This window comes from Nocardioides caricicola (assembly GCF_039541135.1).
GTDB classification, from domain to species: domain Bacteria; phylum Actinomycetota; class Actinomycetes; order Propionibacteriales; family Nocardioidaceae; genus Nocardioides; species Nocardioides caricicola.
The window spans coordinates 306462-324789 of the sequence record NZ_BAABFQ010000007.1; the positions used below are offsets into that span (position 1 = coordinate 306462).

The 18328-nt window shown below is 72.0% G+C and carries 12 protein-coding genes; 2 read left to right on the forward strand and 10 right to left on the reverse strand.

The genetic code is table 11. The annotated features are described in order from the left end of the window. Positions 1 to 18: 18 nt before the first annotated feature. The 9 genes from groES to ABD875_RS15525 form a co-directional block, all read right to left on the reverse strand. Positions 19 to 312, reverse strand: coding sequence for a co-chaperone GroES (groES, locus tag ABD875_RS15485; protein ID WP_134721054.1), 294 nt, complete (start codon positions 310 to 312; stop codon positions 19 to 21). Positions 313 to 502: 190 nt separating this feature from the next. After that, on the reverse strand, positions 503 to 1576 hold the full coding sequence (locus ABD875_RS15490; protein ID WP_345179224.1) for a hypothetical protein: 1074 nt from the start codon (positions 1574 to 1576) through the stop codon (positions 503 to 505). A 20-nt stretch (positions 1577 to 1596) separates the two neighbouring features. Further along, positions 1597 to 3267, reverse strand: a complete 1671-nt coding sequence (locus ABD875_RS15495) for a hypothetical protein (RefSeq protein WP_345179228.1) — start codon at positions 3265 to 3267, stop codon at positions 1597 to 1599. Next, positions 3264 to 7853 carry a hypothetical protein gene (locus ABD875_RS15500; RefSeq protein WP_345179232.1) on the reverse strand — a complete coding sequence of 1530 codons (4590 nt, stop codon included), beginning with the start codon at positions 7851 to 7853 and terminating at the stop codon, positions 3264 to 3266. The genes ABD875_RS15495 and ABD875_RS15500 overlap by 4 nt, the downstream gene beginning before the upstream one ends. Continuing rightward, positions 7843 to 8916, reverse strand: a complete 1074-nt coding sequence (locus ABD875_RS15505) for a hypothetical protein (RefSeq protein ID WP_345179238.1) — start codon at positions 8914 to 8916, stop codon at positions 7843 to 7845. The genes ABD875_RS15500 and ABD875_RS15505 overlap by 11 nt, the downstream gene beginning before the upstream one ends. Continuing rightward, positions 8913 to 10427 carry a hypothetical protein gene (locus ABD875_RS15510; protein WP_345179242.1) on the reverse strand — a complete coding sequence of 505 codons (1515 nt, stop codon included), beginning with the start codon at positions 10425 to 10427 and terminating at the stop codon, positions 8913 to 8915. Before ABD875_RS15510 ends, ABD875_RS15505 begins: the two co-directional genes overlap by 4 nt. Next, positions 10424 to 14296, reverse strand: coding sequence for a DUF6603 domain-containing protein (locus ABD875_RS15515; protein ID WP_345179245.1), 3873 nt, complete (start codon positions 14294 to 14296; stop codon positions 10424 to 10426). The genes ABD875_RS15510 and ABD875_RS15515 overlap by 4 nt, the downstream gene beginning before the upstream one ends. 28 nt (positions 14297 to 14324) lie before the next feature. Continuing rightward, a complete protein-coding gene (locus ABD875_RS15520; protein WP_345179250.1) occupies positions 14325 to 14699 on the reverse strand; it encodes a hypothetical protein in 375 nt (124 codons plus the stop codon). 45 nt (positions 14700 to 14744) lie between these two features. Continuing rightward, the gene (locus tag ABD875_RS15525) at positions 14745 to 15656 is read right to left on the reverse strand and encodes a hypothetical protein (RefSeq protein ID WP_345179255.1); all 912 of its coding nucleotides are present in this window, start codon (positions 15654 to 15656) and stop codon (positions 14745 to 14747) included. 222 nt (positions 15657 to 15878) lie between these two features. On the opposite strand from ABD875_RS15525, the gene ABD875_RS15530 reads away from it, so the two are divergent. Both ABD875_RS15530 and ABD875_RS15535 read left to right on the forward strand, forming a co-directional pair. Next, entirely contained in the window at positions 15879 to 17036 is a 1158-nt protein-coding gene (locus ABD875_RS15530) for a class I SAM-dependent methyltransferase (RefSeq protein ID WP_345179270.1), read from the forward strand. 88 nt (positions 17037 to 17124) lie between these two features. Beyond that, positions 17125 to 17544 carry an aromatic ring-opening dioxygenase LigA gene (locus tag ABD875_RS15535; RefSeq protein WP_345179277.1) on the forward strand — a complete coding sequence of 140 codons (420 nt, stop codon included), beginning with the start codon at positions 17125 to 17127 and terminating at the stop codon, positions 17542 to 17544. A 70-nt stretch (positions 17545 to 17614) separates the two neighbouring features. Here ABD875_RS15535 and ABD875_RS15540 read toward each other — a convergent pair whose 3' ends face one another. Beyond that, the gene (locus tag ABD875_RS15540) at positions 17615 to 18283 is read right to left on the reverse strand and encodes a hypothetical protein (RefSeq protein ID WP_345179285.1); all 669 of its coding nucleotides are present in this window, start codon (positions 18281 to 18283) and stop codon (positions 17615 to 17617) included. Positions 18284 to 18328 lie beyond the last annotated feature (45 nt).

Consider the following 18328-nt stretch of genomic DNA (forward strand, 5'->3'; position numbering starts at 1 on the left):
GGCGGACGACCCGGTAGATCAGGAAACGATCGCGAGGACGTCGCGCGCGGAGAGGATGAGGTACTCCGCTCCGGCGTACTTGACCTCGGTGCCGCCGTACTTGCTGTAGATGACCTTGTCGCCCACGTTCACGTCGAGCGGAACGCGGTTGCCGTTGTCGTCGATCCGACCGGGACCGATCGCCAGGACCTCGCCCTCCTGGGGCTTCTCCTTGGCGGTGTCCGGGATGACCAGGCCCGAGGCCGTGGTCTGCTCCGCGTCGAGCGGCTTGACGACGATCCGGTCCTCGAGGGGCTTGATGTTGACCGACACGATGCCGACCTCCACTTTCTGGCACTTCGATGTTGGGGTTGATGCACGTCTGGTGCCTGCGGATCCGGTACGCCGTCGCGGGGATCGCATCGGTGTCGCAGGCGCTGGCACACTCACGGGGAGAGTGCCAGTTCTGAAACTAGCACTCTCCCCAACTGAGTGCCAGCGCGGGGGCGCCGGCGAGATGGACCTACTGGTTCTGGGACGGGTCCGCGTCGTAGTGCATGGCGCCGATCGGGACCTCCCAGCCGATCTCGTGGCCGTCGTGGCCGTCGAACTCCCGGGACTGCGCCGCGATGTGCGCCGGCAGCGCCTGGCCCAGGCCCCGGGCCTTGAAGTCCTCCGCGATGGACCCCTGCGACGGCACCCATCCGCACACCATCGACACCCGGTCGTTGAAGCCCGGGTTGGCGCCACCCAGGTAGGACACGCTGATGTAGGTGCTCTCCTCGCCCGCGACCGGCGTCGTCAGCATCCCGTAGGTCTCGCTGGGCGAGTTGATCGTCTGCGGGTTGGTGGGCGTGCCGATGACGATCGGCGGGTTGAACGACGCGCCGTCCCCGACGGAGACGGCCACCTTGCCGCCGACGTAGCCCTGGCTGCCGAAGAAGTAGACGTGCAGCAGGGAGTCACCGGTGATCCTCGGCGGGAGGGGCATCTTCATCGTGTGGGTCCACACGGCGTTGGTCGGCACCAGGGCGACGTTCTTCCAACCCACGTAGAGCTCGTTGGTGACCAGCGACGCCATGTCGCTGTAGGTCTGCGGCACGTTGTTGTGCAGCAGCGGGTTGGGGTTGTCCTTGCTGTCCAGCAGGGCGAACACGCAGTAGTGGTCGCTGCCGGACGGCGGGGGCTGGGCGACCCAGTACCAGGGCTCCGGGGCCACCGCGATCTCCTGGTTGTTGGTGGCCGAGATCGTCTGCTTCGTGGTCTTGCCGTCCTGAAGGGTCAACGGGTTGTCGATCCAGTCGCTCGGCATGTTGATCAGCGCGCATCCGACCGCGTACAGCGTCACGTCGGCGGTCTCCGCACCGGCGGCCCAGTTCTTCGCTCGCACGTAGATGTAGTTCGGGACGCCTTCCAGGATCTGGGCAGCGTAGTCCTGGGCCCACGACTGGGTCGTCGCGAAGTTCGTGGTCGGGTTCGGGTCGGCCGCGGGCAGCGGGATGATGTCCGGGCAGATCGTGATCGACCCACCTGAAGGAACCTGTCCCTCCGGCGTGGTCGTGTTCGCACGCAGGGCAAAGCTGGTCCATGCGGTCATGCGTCCTCCTCTGGGATGCGCTACTGCGCGGTGGTGGGGATCGCGGTCGCGATCCCGATCCGGTGGCCCGGCTGGCTGCCGAAGCCGAAGTCGACGTTCCAGAGCCGGCCGGCGCTGCCCTGGCCCAGCGGGACGGTGAGGGTGCCGGACTCGCCCGAGATGGTCTGAGTGGTGCCCGCGGTGACGGTGCCGTCGACGGTCCCGCCCTCGGTCTGCCAGGTCAGGGTGGCGGTCGCCCCGGGCGCGTTGACGCCGTAGCCGCAGGTCGCCTTGAGCGAGTCGACCGTCCCGCCGCCCAGCTCGCTCGGCAGGGTGAGCACCACGGCGGAGGTCATCCCGACGCCGGTCGCCGTGAACGTGATCGCGCTCGGGAACGGGAAGGCCTGGCTGGTGCTGCCGGACGACGGGACCGCCGTCGGGGCGCCGGAGCCGAGCGCCATCGTGACGGTGCCGCCGATCACCTGCCAGACCACGAAGGCCTGGGCGTTCTGCGGGTCGGTGATCACCTCGACCGACACGAACGCCGGGCACGCGTTCACCGTGACCGTGGGCGTCGGCGGGGCCAGGCCCACCGGTTGCAGCGTGTAGGTCGTGGTCTGCCCGGGGGTCGCCTGGGCGCTGCCGCTGGTGGGGACCGTGCCGACGCCCGGCGAGATGCTGCACGCCGTCGCCCAGGTCGTCGCCCACGTCAGCGTGACGGGGAGCAGACCCCCGGGCGGGACCTGGCTCGGTGTCGCCGTGAACGACTGGACGTCGACCTGCATCACCGTGACCGGCGCCGGCATCGAGACCGTGCGGCCGAAACCCGTGGCGGTCATCAAGTAGTCCACGACCGGATGGTTGGGGTCGTCGACGGTGGTGCTCACCGCCTGGGTCCCCTGCGCCGGGTCGAGCTTCCCGTAGGTCCCCGGCGTGATCCCGACGGTGTCGGCGTTGTTGACCAGCCAGCTCAGCGCCGACGTACCACCCTGGGGCACCTGGCCGGGCGAGGCGCCGAAGGACAGGATCGTCACCTGCGGCACGTAGACCGTGATCTGCTCGCTGCGCGTCGTGCCGTCGCCGACGGCGGTCAACGTGTACGTCGTGGTCGTGTTGGGCGTCACCGGGTAGCTGCCCTGGGGCTTCAGGTTGGGCTTCGAGATCCCGTTCCAGCTGAGCGTGCACGAGCTGGCGCCCGTCGTCGTCCACGACAGCGTCGACGTCTGACCAGCCGTCACCTGCACCGGCGCGGCCGAGAACTCCGTGATCGCCAGGCCCGGCTTCACCTTGGAGATCCCGATCGTGCCGAGCCGCAGGATGTCGGTCTGCTCCCAGGCCTGGATCTCGACCAGGCCGGGGAACTCGTTGACCTCGATCCCGGTGAGGATGAACGCCACGCTGTCACCGGTGTCGAGCCCGGTGGCCGGCGGCGCCGGGACCGCGGTGAAGTTGCCCTGCTGGTCGGACTCGATCGTCCACGGCACGCCGAGCCCCGGCCCGCACCCCACGACCGACGGGTTCGTGGTCAGCTGACCGCCACCGTCGCCGGGCTGGATGTTGAACACCAGCTGGGTGCAGTCGACGTGCCGCGCCGTCGGGTTGTTGACCGTCACCATCAGGGTGACGACCTGCGGGTTCTTCGAGTCCGACGAGTACGGCACGACGCACGGCGTGACGTCGTAGGCGAAGATCGGCGGGGGGTAGTCCGTCATGGGCGCTCTTCCTTCGAGGCGGTCTTGGTGACCAGCAGGGCGGCGCCTGCTGTGGTCGGCTGGACCTGGCTCGCGGGCTTGGCGCCCGCCGTCTCGCCGACGGCCAGCAGGACCGGGCCGGCGGGTTGCGCCACCGTGAAGCCGCTCACCGCCAGCTGCAGCGAGCCCCCGGGCGCGATGCTGGTCGCGGGGTCGTCGGGCAGCGCGGTGAAGCCGCCGGCGCCGTCCGTGGTCACCGTCCAACCGGCGGCCGTCACGAGCAGGCCGGTCGGGTCGGCTGCGAGGTCGGAGGCGGAGCTGCCGATCGGGACGTCCAGCACGATCCTGGTCGGGTACACGGCGGCGGACGTGCCGTTGTAGGCCGTGACGGTCAGCGTCGGCTGTCCGCCGACAGTCAGCTCGACCGGATCCGCGCTGTAGGTGAGGAGCGTCGCCGGCATCGGCGGGACCTTCGCGAGGTACAGGTCGGCCTGCCGGTTCGCGTCGGTGACCTCGTGCACGGTCAGCGTGACCGTCCCCGGCACGGCGTTGGTGCGGATCCCGCCCAGCCGGAACGTCAGGGTCGATCCGGCCTCGACGACCTCCTCCCCCGCCTGCGGGGTGGCGGTGAACGTCCCCTGGTCGTCCCCGGAGATCGTCCACTCCGTGCCGGTCCCGGGGGACGCGGTCACCGTCGAGACGTCCGCGGCGAGGCTCGCGGCGTCGAGGCCGAGGGGGACGGCGAACGTGAGCTGGGAGCACGTGACGGCGCCGTCGCTGCCGTTGTACGCCGTCAGCACCAGGTTGGTCGTCGCCGGGTTGGCGGGGTCCGTGGTGGTGGGGACCGTGGTGGGCTGCACGGCGTAGCTGAACAGCGTCGGCGCGTCGCCGAGCACGAGCTTGAGCCAGCCCTCCCGGAGGATCGGGCCAGGGTCGGGCAGGGTCGCGGTGGTGCTGGTCCCCGCCACCGGCTGCTGGGAGGCCGGGTGCTCGGTGTCGACGTACTGCAGCCATGACCAGGTGCCACCGTTGAGTGCCGGGAGCGGCATCGCGGCCAGGCCCGGCGCGTCGAGGACCGGCCCGGTGCGGAAGGTCACGGCCATCCTGCTCAGCGCCGGGCTCGCGTGAGGCCCGGGGAGGGTGGTGACGACGGGAGGAACGACGCCGCTCAGTGCGTGCACGGTCGAGCTCGGATCCATCACCAGGGTCAGGAGCGCGCCCGCGGGGTCGCCGACCGCGACCCGCGGCCGGTCGGCGCCGACGTACGGGTGCGGGTGGGTGATCTCGTACGCCGTGTCGATGTGGCGGTAGTCGTCGTCGAGGTAGAAGCCGACCAGGCCGTCGTCGAGCAGCTCGGTGACGCCGAGCTGCACGGGGAACCGGACGCGGTCGAACCCGGCCGTCGACCACGCGCCGGTCTGCGACCAGTCCTGGCTGTACGCCGGGAGGCCCTGCGTGGTCAGCGTGAGCCGGGCGCGGACCACGGCGAGCGGCCGGCCGATCAGCACCGGGAGCTCCTCGTCGGCCCACCCGCCGCTCGGGTTGATGCTCCAGAACGCGGTGTCGACCAGGTCGAGCATCGCCCTCAGCGCGGTCAGGCTGTCCGCACGGTCGAGGATCCCCTCGACGATCCGGCGCAGGTGCGGATCGTCGATGCGGACCGGGGGCATCCCGCCGTACGGCGGCGCGAACCGGTCCGGCGCCGGGAACCAGATCGCCCGGTCCTGGGCCTTCTGCAGCTCGCCGGCGAGCGTGCCGTCGGCCTCGTAGACGAGCAGGCTCCGGTCGAGGTGGTTGGGGATCAGCCATCCGCAGACGGGGTTGGCCCCGACGTGGACACCGACCTCGACGTCGTCGTCGGTGGCGTCGAGGAGCGTGAGCTGGAGCCGGCTCCACTGGGTGATCCGCGGCTTCAGCTCGGCGAGGTCGGGGTCGCTCGCGGTGGTGAGGTCGCTGCCGAGGACGGGCGCGGCGGTCGACGGGAGCGAGCCCCCGGCCGGGTCGATGATCTTGAGGACCTGTCCGAAGGCGTCGACCACCCACAGCTGGGTGAGCTTCATGTGACCCGCCCGGATCGGGTTGAACGGCGGCGGCACCACGCCGGGCAGGTTCGGCACCGGTGTCGAGTCGGGGTTGAACGCCGGGGCGCCCGGCGGGTCCAGGAACCGGTCGAGCGAGTGGTCGCTGGGCAGCGCGAAGAGCCCCGGGTCGCGTTCGAGCATGCCCAGGTTGAACCCGTTGAGCGCCTGCGAGAGCACGTCGGCCCGGCGCAGGTAGGCGAGCGTGTCCTGCAGGGCCCAGAGGTCGCTGCGTGCTGCCGGGTCGTCGGCGAAGGCGAGGATCAGCTTCTCGACCTGGGCGCGCAGCACGTCGGTGGCCTCGGGGGTGAGGAACGTCCGGCCGGTGCGGCCGAGCCGGTACTGCTGCGACGGCGAACCCCCGGTCCAGTCGTAGGTGAAGTCGTCGAACGGGTCGGTCGATCCGCCACCGAGCGGCAGGTCCCAGTGCGAGAGCGCGGCGGACTGGTCGAGGTCACCCGGGAAGTAGTCGAACGACCAGTCGACGTACAGCGGGTACCACGGCGGCGACCACACCTGCACGCCGACCTTCGAGGGCAGGGCGCCCAGGGCGTACTGGAAGACCAGCCCGCTCGCCTCCGCGAGGGTGCGTACGTCGAGGGCCGGGTGCAGGGCCGGGTTCCAGACCAGGCTCTGCTCCTCGCGGATCCCGGCCAGCAGCTGCCACGGGTCCGGCGTCCCCGACATCGTCGCCGCCGCCTGCGCGATCAACGGCGCGCTCGTGAGGTCGAGGAAGAACCCCTCGACGAGCAGGTCGGCGGTCTCGGCCGGCAGGTCGGTGAGAGGGAGCTTCGGCGGTGGGAAGTCGGTCAACGTGACCACGCCGTTCGGAGTCGTCACCGCGATGCCGGAGACCGCCTGCCCGGTGAACCGGCAGAACAACGTGCCGTCGGAGGAGAACCGGTCGTCCTCGCCGTGCTTGTAGCCGCGGCCGGCGCCGCTGATCACCAGCACCGGGTCGCTGGGTCGCCGGAAGGGCTGACCGGCGTCGGCGACCAGCACCTTCCCTGACAACCGCTGCTGCAGGCCCACCAGGGCGTCGTCGCGGGTCCGGCGCAGCCACGCGTAGCTCACCGTCAGGGCGCTGATCTCGGCCTCGGCCGCAGCCGTGGCGGTGTCGATCAGCTGCTGCCAGTCGGTCTTCTGGGGAGGCGGCGGCACCCACATGCTGAGCCGCTTGGACTTCCACCACAGCGCGTAACGCTCGTACTGCCACGAGGCCAGCACCCGCTGGCAGTCGTCGAGCCGCGACTGGGCGACGTTCAACGCGGTCAGGGTCGCGGACTGGTCGTCGTCCAGCGGCGCGTCCTCCCGGATGCCGCTGGGCTGCTCGGGGTCGCGCGGCTCGACCACGGTCCAGGTGGTGCCGCCGCCGGTGCTGTCGAACCAGGCGTCCTGCACGTCGAGCCCCAGCTGCACCAGGCCGTCCGGCTCGTCGAGCGTGGCGAGGTCCTCGTTGACGAACGCCTGGAGGACCTCCAGCAGCTCGGTGACGTCCTGGGGGGACATCCCGGCCGCGAGCTCGTCGGCGCCGAGCATCGCGCAGAGGGCGTCGATGCCGGAGTGGGCCAGCGCGACCTCCGGCTTGCGGTAGCTGGGCAGGTTGGGGTTGGCGGTGGGCACCCCCGAGACGTTCAGCGCGTCGGGCCCCTGCCACGGCACCTCCAGCACGTAGCCGTGGCAGAGCGTGCGGGAGGGATAGCACTGCCGGGGATCGCTCGGGTCCGGCGTGAAGCCGTGCCCCGTCCCCCAGTCCTGGCCGGCCTGCACCGCGTCGGCGAGGTCCTGGGTGTCCCCGACCGACCAGCCCAGCTGGTGCATCAGCTGCTGCCACTGGGGCGCCGTCTGCCAGTCGAGCAGCGGGTCCAGCGACGCGTCGCCGTACCACCCGAGGACGGTGTAGCTCAGCGGCCCGGCGGTGACCCCGTCGAGGGAGTCCCCTAACGAGAGGACGTTCGAGACGTACGGCGCGAACGCGGCGAACGTCGGGTCCCCTGCGCCGGTCGCGGTCAACGGCGGCTGAGGCGGCTTCAGGCACTGCTGGGCGACGGCCTGCTCGCCGGGCCACTTGTCGATCGGCCAGCTCATGCCGAGGGTGGTGCCTCCGGTCGCGGTGGCGTTCGGCCAGGCGCTCCCGGCGGGTCCGGCCAGGTAGTCGCTGGCCACGATCCAGGCCGCGTACCCCCAGGTGGCGCCGGCCGGTGACCGGCGGACCACGAGCCAGCGGTTCGGGATCGCCGGGTAGGAGATCTTGTCGTCTCCCTGGGTGCCGCGGGTGAGTCCGTCGGGCAGCGCCCAGTGCAGGACGACGCCCGTGAACTTCTTGGTGCCCGGATAGCTCGGCGCCTGCGGGGTGAATGGCGCTGGATCGACCTGCTTGAAGGTCGAGAGCTGGTTGTACCGCGCCGGTGTCCACGACCAGGCGTCGTCGTACGACGAGGAGGTGATGCCGAGCGCCTGCACCTCGACCGGCACCAGCAGCGCCGGCCCGGTCCACGGCGCCTGGCTGCGCCGTCGCCTAGGCGCCATGGTCCAGCACCGCCCTCAGGTCGTCGACCGTGACGCTGCCTGCGCCGGAGGGCGCGGAGGTGCCGGACGAGCCGTGCCGCGCGCGGGCGGGCGGCGCCGGGAGCGGGTTGGGCACGAAGACCTGCAGCTCGGCGCCGGCCACCATCTCCAGCCCGAACGCACCTGGCTGCACCGGCGGCACCTGCGGCGGCGGCTCGCTGCCGTACTTGGCGGTGAGCGTGTCGTTCAGCAGCTGCCGCAGGCCGGTGGCGCCGTCGATCGCGAGCACCTTGCGGCCGTTCACGACGGGGCGCAACGGCACGGTGACCGACGACCCGTCCGAGAGCTGCTCCCCCGCAGGCAGCGAGCCGCCGAGCCCGCGCAGGTACACCCGATAGGTCTCGTCGTCGGTCCGGTCCTCGAGGCGCTTGCGGGTCCCAGCGCTGTCGACCACCCCGAAGTGCAGGCCCTGCGCGGGCTTGGCGATCGAGACCTGCTGCACGACACCGCCGAAGATCGCCAGAAGCACGGTCGGCGCCAGCCGCTCGAGCCGCAGGAGCTGCAGCTGGTCGCTGCCCCCCGCGTCGCGGTAGCCCTTGATCGCGAGCCCCGGCCAGTCCGACACCGCAGCGGATCGCAGCAGGAAGCCGGTCCAGGGGCGGGCGGGCGGGAGGTCCGTCGTCCGGACGACGGAGGCCGCGGCGAGCGGGGGCCGCCCGGGGCGGCTGCGCGCCCGCGCGCGCCGGCGGACCCGGACCTGCGCGGCCGCGGCGTGCATGTCGTCGGTGATCCGAGGTCGGTGGACGCCGAGCATGCTCCCGTCCTGCTCGGAGAGGTCGACCACCGAGAGCGCGCCGTCGCGCAGAGCGGCCAGCCAGTTGTCGTCGAGGTAGAAGAACCGGATCGACTCCGGCGGGAGCATCCGGGCGTCGGGGACGATCGCGTTGAACGGCATGCCCTCGAGCAGCGCCAGCTCGCCGAGCCACGCCACCACGTCGTCCGGCAGCGCGGTCCCCAGCGCGTCGACCGTCGGGCGCGCCGCGTTGCTGGTCAGCAGTGCGCGCAGCCGCGCCGACCGGCTCACTGCTCCGCCCGCCGATCCACCAGGACCGTCGTCGGGTCCTCGCCCTCGCGCAGCGTGGTGCGGACGAAGTCCTCCGACACCAGTCCGGGCAGCCGGCGCAGGTGGCGCCGCAGGCCGCTCGGGTCGACGGGTGGGCCGAGCAGGGGGCCTGGGCCCTCCTCGCTCAGGTCGCGTCCCAGCCGCTCCGCCACACGGCGTCGCGCGAGGGTCTGCACGAGCCGCGGCTCGACCAGCTCGTGCAGGTCGGCGAGGTCCTCGGGCAGCCCGAGCCCCGGGTGACGTCCGACCAGATCCATCCGCTGCAGCAGCGTCTGCGTGAGCCGGTGCTGGCGACGGAGCCAAGCGAGCAGGGACGTCACGACGTTCCGGTTCGCCAGCATCAGCAGGCGGCCCAGCTGCCAGCCCACGGCGTACGAGGTGTCGAACATGCCAGTCGTCTGGTCGTAGACCAGCGCTGCCTCGGGCGAGGTGTACGTCGGCTGCGGGTTGTCCTCCATCAGCACCGGCAGGCACGGACCGCGGTACCACGCGAGCGTGTCCTCGCCGAGCCGGGTCTGGTAGTCCACCGCCGTGTAGCCGCCGGCCAGCGCTCCGGCGATCGTGTGCTCCTCGGCCGTCTGCGGGTCGGGCACCAGCGTGGGCATCGCGAGCAGCCCGACGTCGAGGTCACCCATCAGCTGGGCGAAGTCGCCGGCCGAGGTCAGCCCGTTGAAGGTCCAGCTCGCCAGCGAGAGCAGCCGCACCGCCTGGGCCTGCGGCAGGGTCGCCGGCGGCAGGTAGCCGGTGAAGCCCTCGACCGAGACGAGGTGTGCGTAGTAGGCGCCGGTCGGGCTGCCCTGGGCCAGCCGGTTCCCCATCACGACCGAGAACCACCCGTCGGCCTCGATCCCGAGGATCTCCTGGTCGCCGGTGTCCACCTGCCGGGCGTGCGCGAGGTACGGCAGCTCGTCGGCCGACGGGGCGACCGCGGTGAAGGCGGCCGGGCTCACGTCGACGACCAGGCAGGTGAGGTCGGAGGGGTTCTCGGCCTCGTACTCCTGGACCTGTGCGGCGGAGAACGCCGGGCCCAGGGTCCCCGCGGGTGGCGAGAGGTAGTCGGCGAGCGGCACGCTGTGGGCGCCGGTCGGCGACGGCGCCGCGCCGGGGCCCGAACCGCCCTGCGGCGCCACGACCTCGTCGGGGGTGAGCAGCAGCAGCGCCAGCCACGGCGTGCCGGCCGGGGCTCCGAGCGGGTCGATCTGCCACGGCAGGTTGCGCCGGCTCAGCACCACGTTGGCCAGCGCGAGCGTGTAGTCCGCGGTGCTGCCCGAGGGCGGGTAGACCGCGTAGACGTCGGTCGCTCCGAGCCCGAAGTGCGGGCCGGTGACCTGCATCGACTGGACGTGGTCGAAGGTCCCGGAGATGCCGTCACCGGCGGCGGTCTGCTGGACGCTGAGCTGGTAGTCGCCCGCGACGAGCGCGGGCCGGACGTTGTCGTAGAACTCGATGTCGCCGACCGGCAGGTCCGTCATGACACGCTCACCAACCCTCGTGGCTCCGGCGTGGCCGACCGGCCCGGCGCCGACGGCTCGTCGAGGAGCGCTGCCAGAGCGGGGCCGTCCCCGTCGTGTCCGTGCACGCCTGTCAGCGTCCAGCCGTCGGCGGGCGTGACCCTGATCCGGGTGCGCCCGCCGGCGACGGCCAGGCCCGGCGGCACCTCGGCCAGCAGCAGCACCTCGTCCCGGGTGCGCTCCGCGCCGAGCGACGTGAGCGGCACGCGTCGCGGAACACCGGTGGCGTCGTCGGTGACAACCAGCTCGACCGAGGCCGCCGCGGCGCTCGCGCCGAGGCGGTCGTCCGCGCGCAGGCTCGCCGCGATGCCGCGCACGTCGCCGGGGAGCCAGGTGTCCACCCAGCCGGGCCGGCGCCCGTCATCGGTCTGCGTCCAGTTGTCGTCGACCAGGCTGGACGCCGTGACCACGCCGGCCTCGCGGCTGGTCCGGCGGCCCCGCACCCGGTGCGGACTCTGCACCCGGACCAGGCAGTCCGTGCCGACGAGCGCCTGTGGCGAGACCTGGAGCAGGCGCGCTCCCTCGTGCCACCCCGGGGCGGGGGTGACCTGCACGGGGAGGCCGGCGATCACCAGCCGCTCGGCTCCCGGCGCGAGCTGCTGCGAGGTGGCTGCGCCCGCGGCGAGGAAGTGCTCGCTGATCGGCAGGTACTGACGGTCGTAGGCGACCACGTGCAGGCCGACGCGGCCGTCGCTGGTCACGACGTGCCCGCGGTCCGGCTGCGCCCGCACCACGACGAGCGTGTGCGGGTCCATCCCGATCCGCTGCGCGGACGCGAGCCCGTGGGCGGCGAGGCCGCGCTCGCCGACCGAGGAGAACGCGTCGTGCACCCGACAGGCGACCCGCACGCGGTCGGTCGCCCCGGGGAGCCGGCGGAAGTCGGCGAGGACGAGGGGCGCGGACAATGGTGGGTCGATCGGCCGCGGCAGACGGGGCAGTCGACGGGCCGCCGGCGCCGGGGTGGCCGCAGGCGCGACCGGGTGCTCCCGCGCCGGGCCGGTGCTGCCGACCGGGCCGAGCATGGGCTCGGACAGGAAGGTCACGAAGATCTCCTCGGCCAGCCGCGCCATGGTGCCGCCGTTGAGCCCGGCACCGACCCCGACCCGGTTCAGCGTCGCGGCCAGGCTGCCGCGCGCCGCGACCACGCCGGGGTCCGAGATCGTGGTGGCGACCACCTGCCGCGGGTCGACCGTGGGCAGCGCCGTGCTGCCGTCGACCGCCGGACCGGTCGTGATCGGCAGCGGGCGCTGCGGGTAGATCTCGACGAACGCGAGGTCCTCGAGCGGGAACGCCGGAGGCCCGGTGACGACCGGCTCCGCGGGCACCCCGGTCACGCCGGTCAGCGCCGGCACCGTCGCCGAGGCGAGCACCGGCTGACCCGTGTTCTGCCCGCCCCAGAGGGAGTAGGGCACGCTGCCGGTCACGGGCGTCCAGGTCCAGGAGCTCAGGTCGACCGGGGTGCTGGACACCACCTGGCCGACCACGGCGTACAGCGCGAAGGTGTGCGTCGACGTCAGGACGACCGAGCCCATCGGGTACACCCCGACCGCGGGCCCCGCGTAGGTGAGCGGCGTGCCGTCGGAGGGTGCGGCCACCACGACCGAGCTCGCCGGCACCACGGTCTCGGTGGCCAGGGTCAGGGCATCGGCCGAGACCAGCCACACCTCGTCGTCGCCGTTGTGCCAGGTCCCGGTCTGGCCGCTGGTGACCCGGGGGCGGCACACGGGCGACGGCGTGCCGGTGGCCGCCGCGCCGAGCTCCGGTGCGGTCGCCTCCGCCGGGAGGAAGCTGGTCTGGAACGTCGTCCAGTCCAGGTGCTTGCCCGGCAGCGACGGCGAACCGCCGCCGTTGATCGCGATCGTGAACGAGATGATGTACCAGCTGACGTGCGCGACCCCGGCGAGCGGCGGCCCCCACAGCTCGACGTCCGCGCTCAAGGACACTGTGAGGGTCTTGCGGGTGAATCCGAGGTCGAGCGTGTACGACGCCCCGATCGAGACGCCGACCGAGATGTCGAAGTAGAACGGCTTCCACCACATGATGAAGTCGGCGTGGGCGTCGAACCACGCCTTGAGGTCGCCGGACTGGAAGGTCAGCGCCAGCCCGCCTCCGCCCATCACGCAGGTCGGCGTGATCGCGAAGTACGCGCCGCCCTCGATGTGGACCTCGCTGGAGACGTTCCACGCGAAGCCGAGCCGCGGCACCGTGGGATACCAGTCCGGCTTGTCGAACGCCGCGTTGTAGCCACCGAGCGTGACCACGAAGTCCCCGGCGTGGGGGTTGGAGCCGAACCACAGGTAGAACGCGAAACCGCCGGTCAGCCGGCAGTCGCGGTAGAGCACGTAGGAGTTCGGGGTGAGCAGCGCGGTCATCTGGAACGTGCCCTGGGACGGCACGAGCACGGCGTCGAGCGTCATCTCGGCGTACGCGAAGCCCTCGGCCGCGGTCGGCAGCGCGATCGACGCGACCCCGAGCAGGGCGATCACGGTCTCGTTGCCGAACTGGACGATCAGCAGCGCGAACCCGTCGAGGAGCTCGAACGACGTGAACGAGATGCCGGCGGCGACCCAGTAGGAACCGAGCTCGGGCGGCACCCAGCCGCCCGACGAGAGCTTGGAGAGCGCCGACGCCGCGCTGGGGTCGGGCAAGTAGCCGGAGCCCTGTCGTGCCATCAGCACGAACGGGAACTGCAGCACCTCCTCGGGCTTCGGCAGCCGCAGGCTGCGGTTGTAGCCGAAGCCGGCCGCGATGCCGGTGACGAAGAACTCCGGCACCCCGCCGAACTGACCCTTGGCCATCCCGAACACGAACAGCGACGGAGAGCCGTGGAGCTCGGCGAACGACGCGACCGCGGAGATGCCGTACGGGCCGGCCTGGATGACCAGGCCGCCGTCGTACTCCGTGACCTGCTCGTGGTCGACCTCGATCACCGTGCGCACCAGGCTGCCGGCGATCGAGACGCTGCCGCTGCCGAACTGGACGGACAGGCCGTCGAGCGACACGTGCAGGCCGCTGAGCGAGATGTCCGACGTCGGCTTGAAGAAGAGCGTGAAGCCCGTGAGGTCGACGCCGAGCGCCGTGGTCTGCACGGCGGCGTCGAGGGCGAGGCCGAGCTCGTCGTCGCCGCTCACGATGCCGATCCGGCCGAGGGTCAGCGGTCCGATCGTCTTCTGGATGTCGAACCACTGGATCGGCGCCACCGGTGGCGGCGGGTCGCCACCGAGCGCGGCCGGCGAGTCGGCCGAGGTGGACGACGAGGCGGAGGACGGCTTGAGCACGAAACGCTTGCCCGCCGTCCCGTCGCCCAGGGTGAAGCCCAGGACCGGGCCCTGCGGATACGCCGGGGAGTTCGTGGGCGCCGGCGGGGGCAACGCGATCGCGCCGGTCGGGATGTCGGCGCTCGCGTAGGTGAACGTGAGGTCACTGATCGAGATCCCGCTCAGCATGCTGCCGAACAGCGGGGTCCCGCTCAGCTCGATCCGCGAGCTGAGCGAGATCCCCACCACGAAGGCGGTGCTCGTGGTCGTGCCGGTCGTCACCGGCACGTCCCCGATGAACAGCTCCGCCGACGGCTCGGCCGAGTCGGCCAGTCCTGCCGTGGCGTAGACACCGAAGGCGTGCGACTCCGGGTCAAACATGACGCCGACCGAGTCGATCGAGATGTTCGGGATCCACCCCAGGAACGACCTGGCCTCGGCGGGCAGGTGCTCCAGGAGGTCCTGCAGCCCGTAGTCCGGCGGCTGCACGGAGCCGCCGAACGCCAGCGTGTTCGCGTTGACGAGCACGGTCACCGAGAAGGTGGCGTCGTCACCGCTGCCCTCTGCGCCCATGGGTCCGCCCTCAGAACCGGCGTCGTCCTCAGCTGACCGTGCCCTCGCCCAGCGACAGCTTGAGCGTCTGCAGCGTGACCCCGCCGAACGTGATCGGCGCCGGCAGGCCGACGGCGACCGCCCAGTCCGTCGAGTCCTTGTACTTGAACGAGGCGATGTCCTGCGGGGTGGTGCTCCCCTTCGGGGTCTGGGTCAGCGAGAAGACGTACTCGGACCCGGCCCCCGTGGGGATCGTGACCGTCAGCGTGTAGGTGACGTCGTTGTAGACGATGGCGAGCACGAACGACCCGCTCATGTCGGTGAGCGACTCGATGGTGACGGGCTGGCTGCCCTGGCGCGCGACGATCTCGCGGGCGATCGACTCGGCGAGGGCGTGGACGCCTTCCGGGGTGGACTCGGACATGTACCGCTCCTAGGTGCTGGGTGCGCTGGGTGGGGGTCGAGCGGGCTAGGACGTCACGTGGACCGTGACCGAGCTCGACAGGGGATGCCGCCCGAGGGCGGACACCGTGTAGACGGTGGTCTGCTGAGGAGTGACCACCACGGAACCCGAGGTCGGGACCGGCCCGACGCCCTGGTCGATCGAGCAGGACGACGCGTACTGCGTCTCCCAGGTGAGCGTCACCGACGTCCCCGGCGCCACCGGGGTGGCCGGCGCCGCGGTGAACGAGCCGATGGCGACCGAGCCGACCGTCACGGTGACGACCGCCGAGACCCGGCCACCGGCGCCGATCGCGTCGAGGGTGTACGTCGTCGTCGCGTCCACCGCGATCGGGACCTGGCCGCCGCCGGGGTTCGGGAGGTCGACCGCGCCGGGTCCGAGCACGGACCGCTCCGCGTCGGTGGTCGCCCACGTCAGCGTGCTCGTGCCGCCCTGGGCGACCACCGCAGGCGCGGCGGTGAAGGCCTGGATGCTCGGTGTGCTGCCCGCCGGCACGACCGCGCTCTTGGTCACGCTCAGCGTGGCGCCGCGCTGGGCGTCGGTCGTCTCGACCACGTCGATCTCGGCGGGACCCCCGGAGTCGTTGACCACGACGTCGGCGAGCACGAACGAGACGCTGCCGCCGGCCGGGATCGAGGTGACCGGCGGCAGCGGCACCGCAGTGAACGTGCCGCTGCCACCCCCGATCGCCCACGGCGTGGTGGCGCCGGGGGCGACCGCGATCGTCGACGGGTCCGTGGTGAGGCCGGTCTGCCCGTCGCCGACGGTCGGGGTGAACGCGATCGACGTGCACGCGACGTCGGTCGTCCCGGGGTTGGTGGCCGTGATGGTGAGATCGACGACGCTCAGCTGGTTCGGCCCACCCGAGTAGTCGATGGTCGACGGGTCGACTGTGTAGCTGAAGAGTGCTTGATCCACCGAGGGCCCCCGAGACGAGCTGACGCTCCACCGTGTGCTCAGCGTGTGCTGTGCAACCGCGAGCAATGTGCCCACGGGCGCGCATCCGGCGTCAAGGTGGCCTTTACGGAACCACCTACGTCGCCTATACCGGTCGCCCCACAAATGACCCATACCGACCATGAGCAGCGCGCGGACGGGCTACGTCGCGGCGCAGAGGCGTCAACCTGGAAGGATGAGTCGGTGCACCTCGACGCATTCCGGTGGCTGCTCACCGACGACGGCCAACGTCTGCTCGCCGCGGCGGTGGAGGCCGGGGACGACTCCCTGGCGACGCTCACGCGGCTGCGGCGGATCGCGGAGCCCGACCAGGTGGCGGTCGCCCTCACCCAGGCCATGCTGCGGGTGAAGGCGCGCGACAAGTTCGGCGCGGACGCCGACCGGATGTACTTCACGCCCGACGGGCTGGAGCAGGCGACCCGGCGCCGGGTCGCCGAGCACCGCGCCGCCCGACTCGTCGCGGCGTCGGCACGGACCCTGGTCGACCTCGGCTGTGGGATCGGCGGCGACCTGCTGGCCGCTTCGCGAGCCGGGCTCACCTGCGCGGGCGTCGACCTCGACCCGGTCCGCATCGCGGTCGCGGAGGCGAACCTCGCCGCACTGGGGCTCCCCGGCGCCGTGCAGGTGGCGGACGCGACGACCGTCAACACCGACCCGTTCGACGTGGCGTTCGCCGACCCGGCACGGCGTACGGCGCGCGGCCGGACGTTCGACGTCGACGACTGGACCCCGCCGTGGCCGTTCGTCGAGGGCCTGCTCGCGCGCGACTCGTGCGTGAAGGTCGCGCCCGGCATCCCCCACGACCTGGTCCCCGCGGACGTCGAGGCCGAGTGGGTGAGCGACCACGGCGAGGTCAAGGAGGCCGCGCTGTGGTCCGGCCGGCTGGCCACCACCCGGCGCCGGGCCACGGTGATCGGTGACGGCGGGCTGGCGACGCTGACCGACGAGGACGACCCGGGCGCCCCCGTGGTCCCGGTCGGCGAGTTCCTCTACGAGCCAGACGGCGCGGTGATCCGCGCCGGGCTGGTGACAGCGGTCGCCGCCGGGGTCGGCGGCGGGCTGGTCGACGAGCACATCGCCTACGTCACCGCGGACGGCGCGTTCCGCACGCCGTTCGCACGTGGTTACCGGGTGCTCGAGGAGCTGCCGTACCGCGAGAAGCAGCTGCGCGCCGCGCTCCGCGAGCGCGGCATCGGCCGGTTGACGATCAAGAAGCGCGGTGTCGACGTCGTGCCGGAGCAGCTGCGCGCGCGGCTGTCGCTGCGCGGCGACGAGGAGGCGACGCTGGTGCTGACGCGGGTCGCGGGCGCCGGGGTGGCGCTGCTCGTCGCGCCGTTCTGACGGACCGGTTCACCCGCTCCGGGGGAGGATGCCGCGGCTGCATTGTGACCACGATGGCGGCACTGCTGCAGACCCGGAAGGAACCGTCATGCGCAAGATCGCTTCACTCACCGCCATCATCGTCGGGGTGGTCATGGCCATCGCGGGGGTGGTCACCTGGGTCGTCGTCTCCACCACGCTCGCCGACCAGAAGATCACGGTGTCCGACGACGCCAGCTGCGCCGCCGGCGACGACGTCAACGGTCCGATCTCGGCGTACTGCCAGGCCGACATCATCAACCACCACGCCCTCGAAGCGACCGGCGGCAAGACCTACGCCGAGCTGGAGCAGGACGACCCGCTGCGCGAGACCGCGATGACCTCCTCGTTCCTGCAGGCCTCGCTGTTCACCTCGGTCGTCGCGTTCGGCGTCGCGCTGATGGCGATCGCCGTCGGCATCGTGCTGGCCCTCATCGGGTTCGCCATCCGCGTGCCGGCACCGGCGCGCGAGCCGGTCGCTGCGCCGTAGGACCCTGGAACACAGCGATGCCGGGTGGTCCGGAGGGACCACCCGGCATCGGGCTGTAAGACCGCCTCGGTCAGGCGTGGAGCGGGACCGTGTTGACGGCGGGGACCTCGGCTCGCGCTGCCCGGCGGGCGTGCACCAGGCCGAGGGCGAACAGGACCAGCAGGAACGCGGCTCCAGCGAAGGAGACGATCGCGGCGATGCCGGCGATGGTGCCGATCGTGGCGAACGCGTAGCCGTAGAGGAGCAGGCCGCGCAGGGTGTTGCCCATGAAGAGCGTCTCGCGCAGACCCATCCAGGCGTCAGCCGCTGCCTTCTCCTCCTCGGTCGCGTTGGGGTTCTCCGCGACCTGAGCCGACAGGGTGCGACCGATGTCGCTGGCCGTCGAGTAGGTGATCGGACCCTCGGGGACCTCGATCTCGGCAGGCGGCGGGAACTGCTCGAGCGTGCCGGCTCCGGAGCCGTTCATGTGGACCAGGATGTAGTGGTCCGCGTACGCCTTGGCCTCGGCGCCGGTGTCCATCGGGCTACCCGCGTAGGGCTCCAGCGCGTCCTGGTCGGCCTCCGGGAGGGATGCGAGGGCCTCGCCCTCGGGCATCGTGATGTTCTGCATGCCGAGCTGGTCGACCACCTGGTCGTTGATGAACGTGTTGGCCCAGGTCAGCAGGCCGCCGGCCACCAACAGCACGGCGGCGAGTGCCAACCCAGTCCACGAGATGAGCTTGTCGAATGCGGAGCGCATGGCTTTTCTCCTGTCCCGGCGGGGATCCCTTGTTGTTCCTCGCTT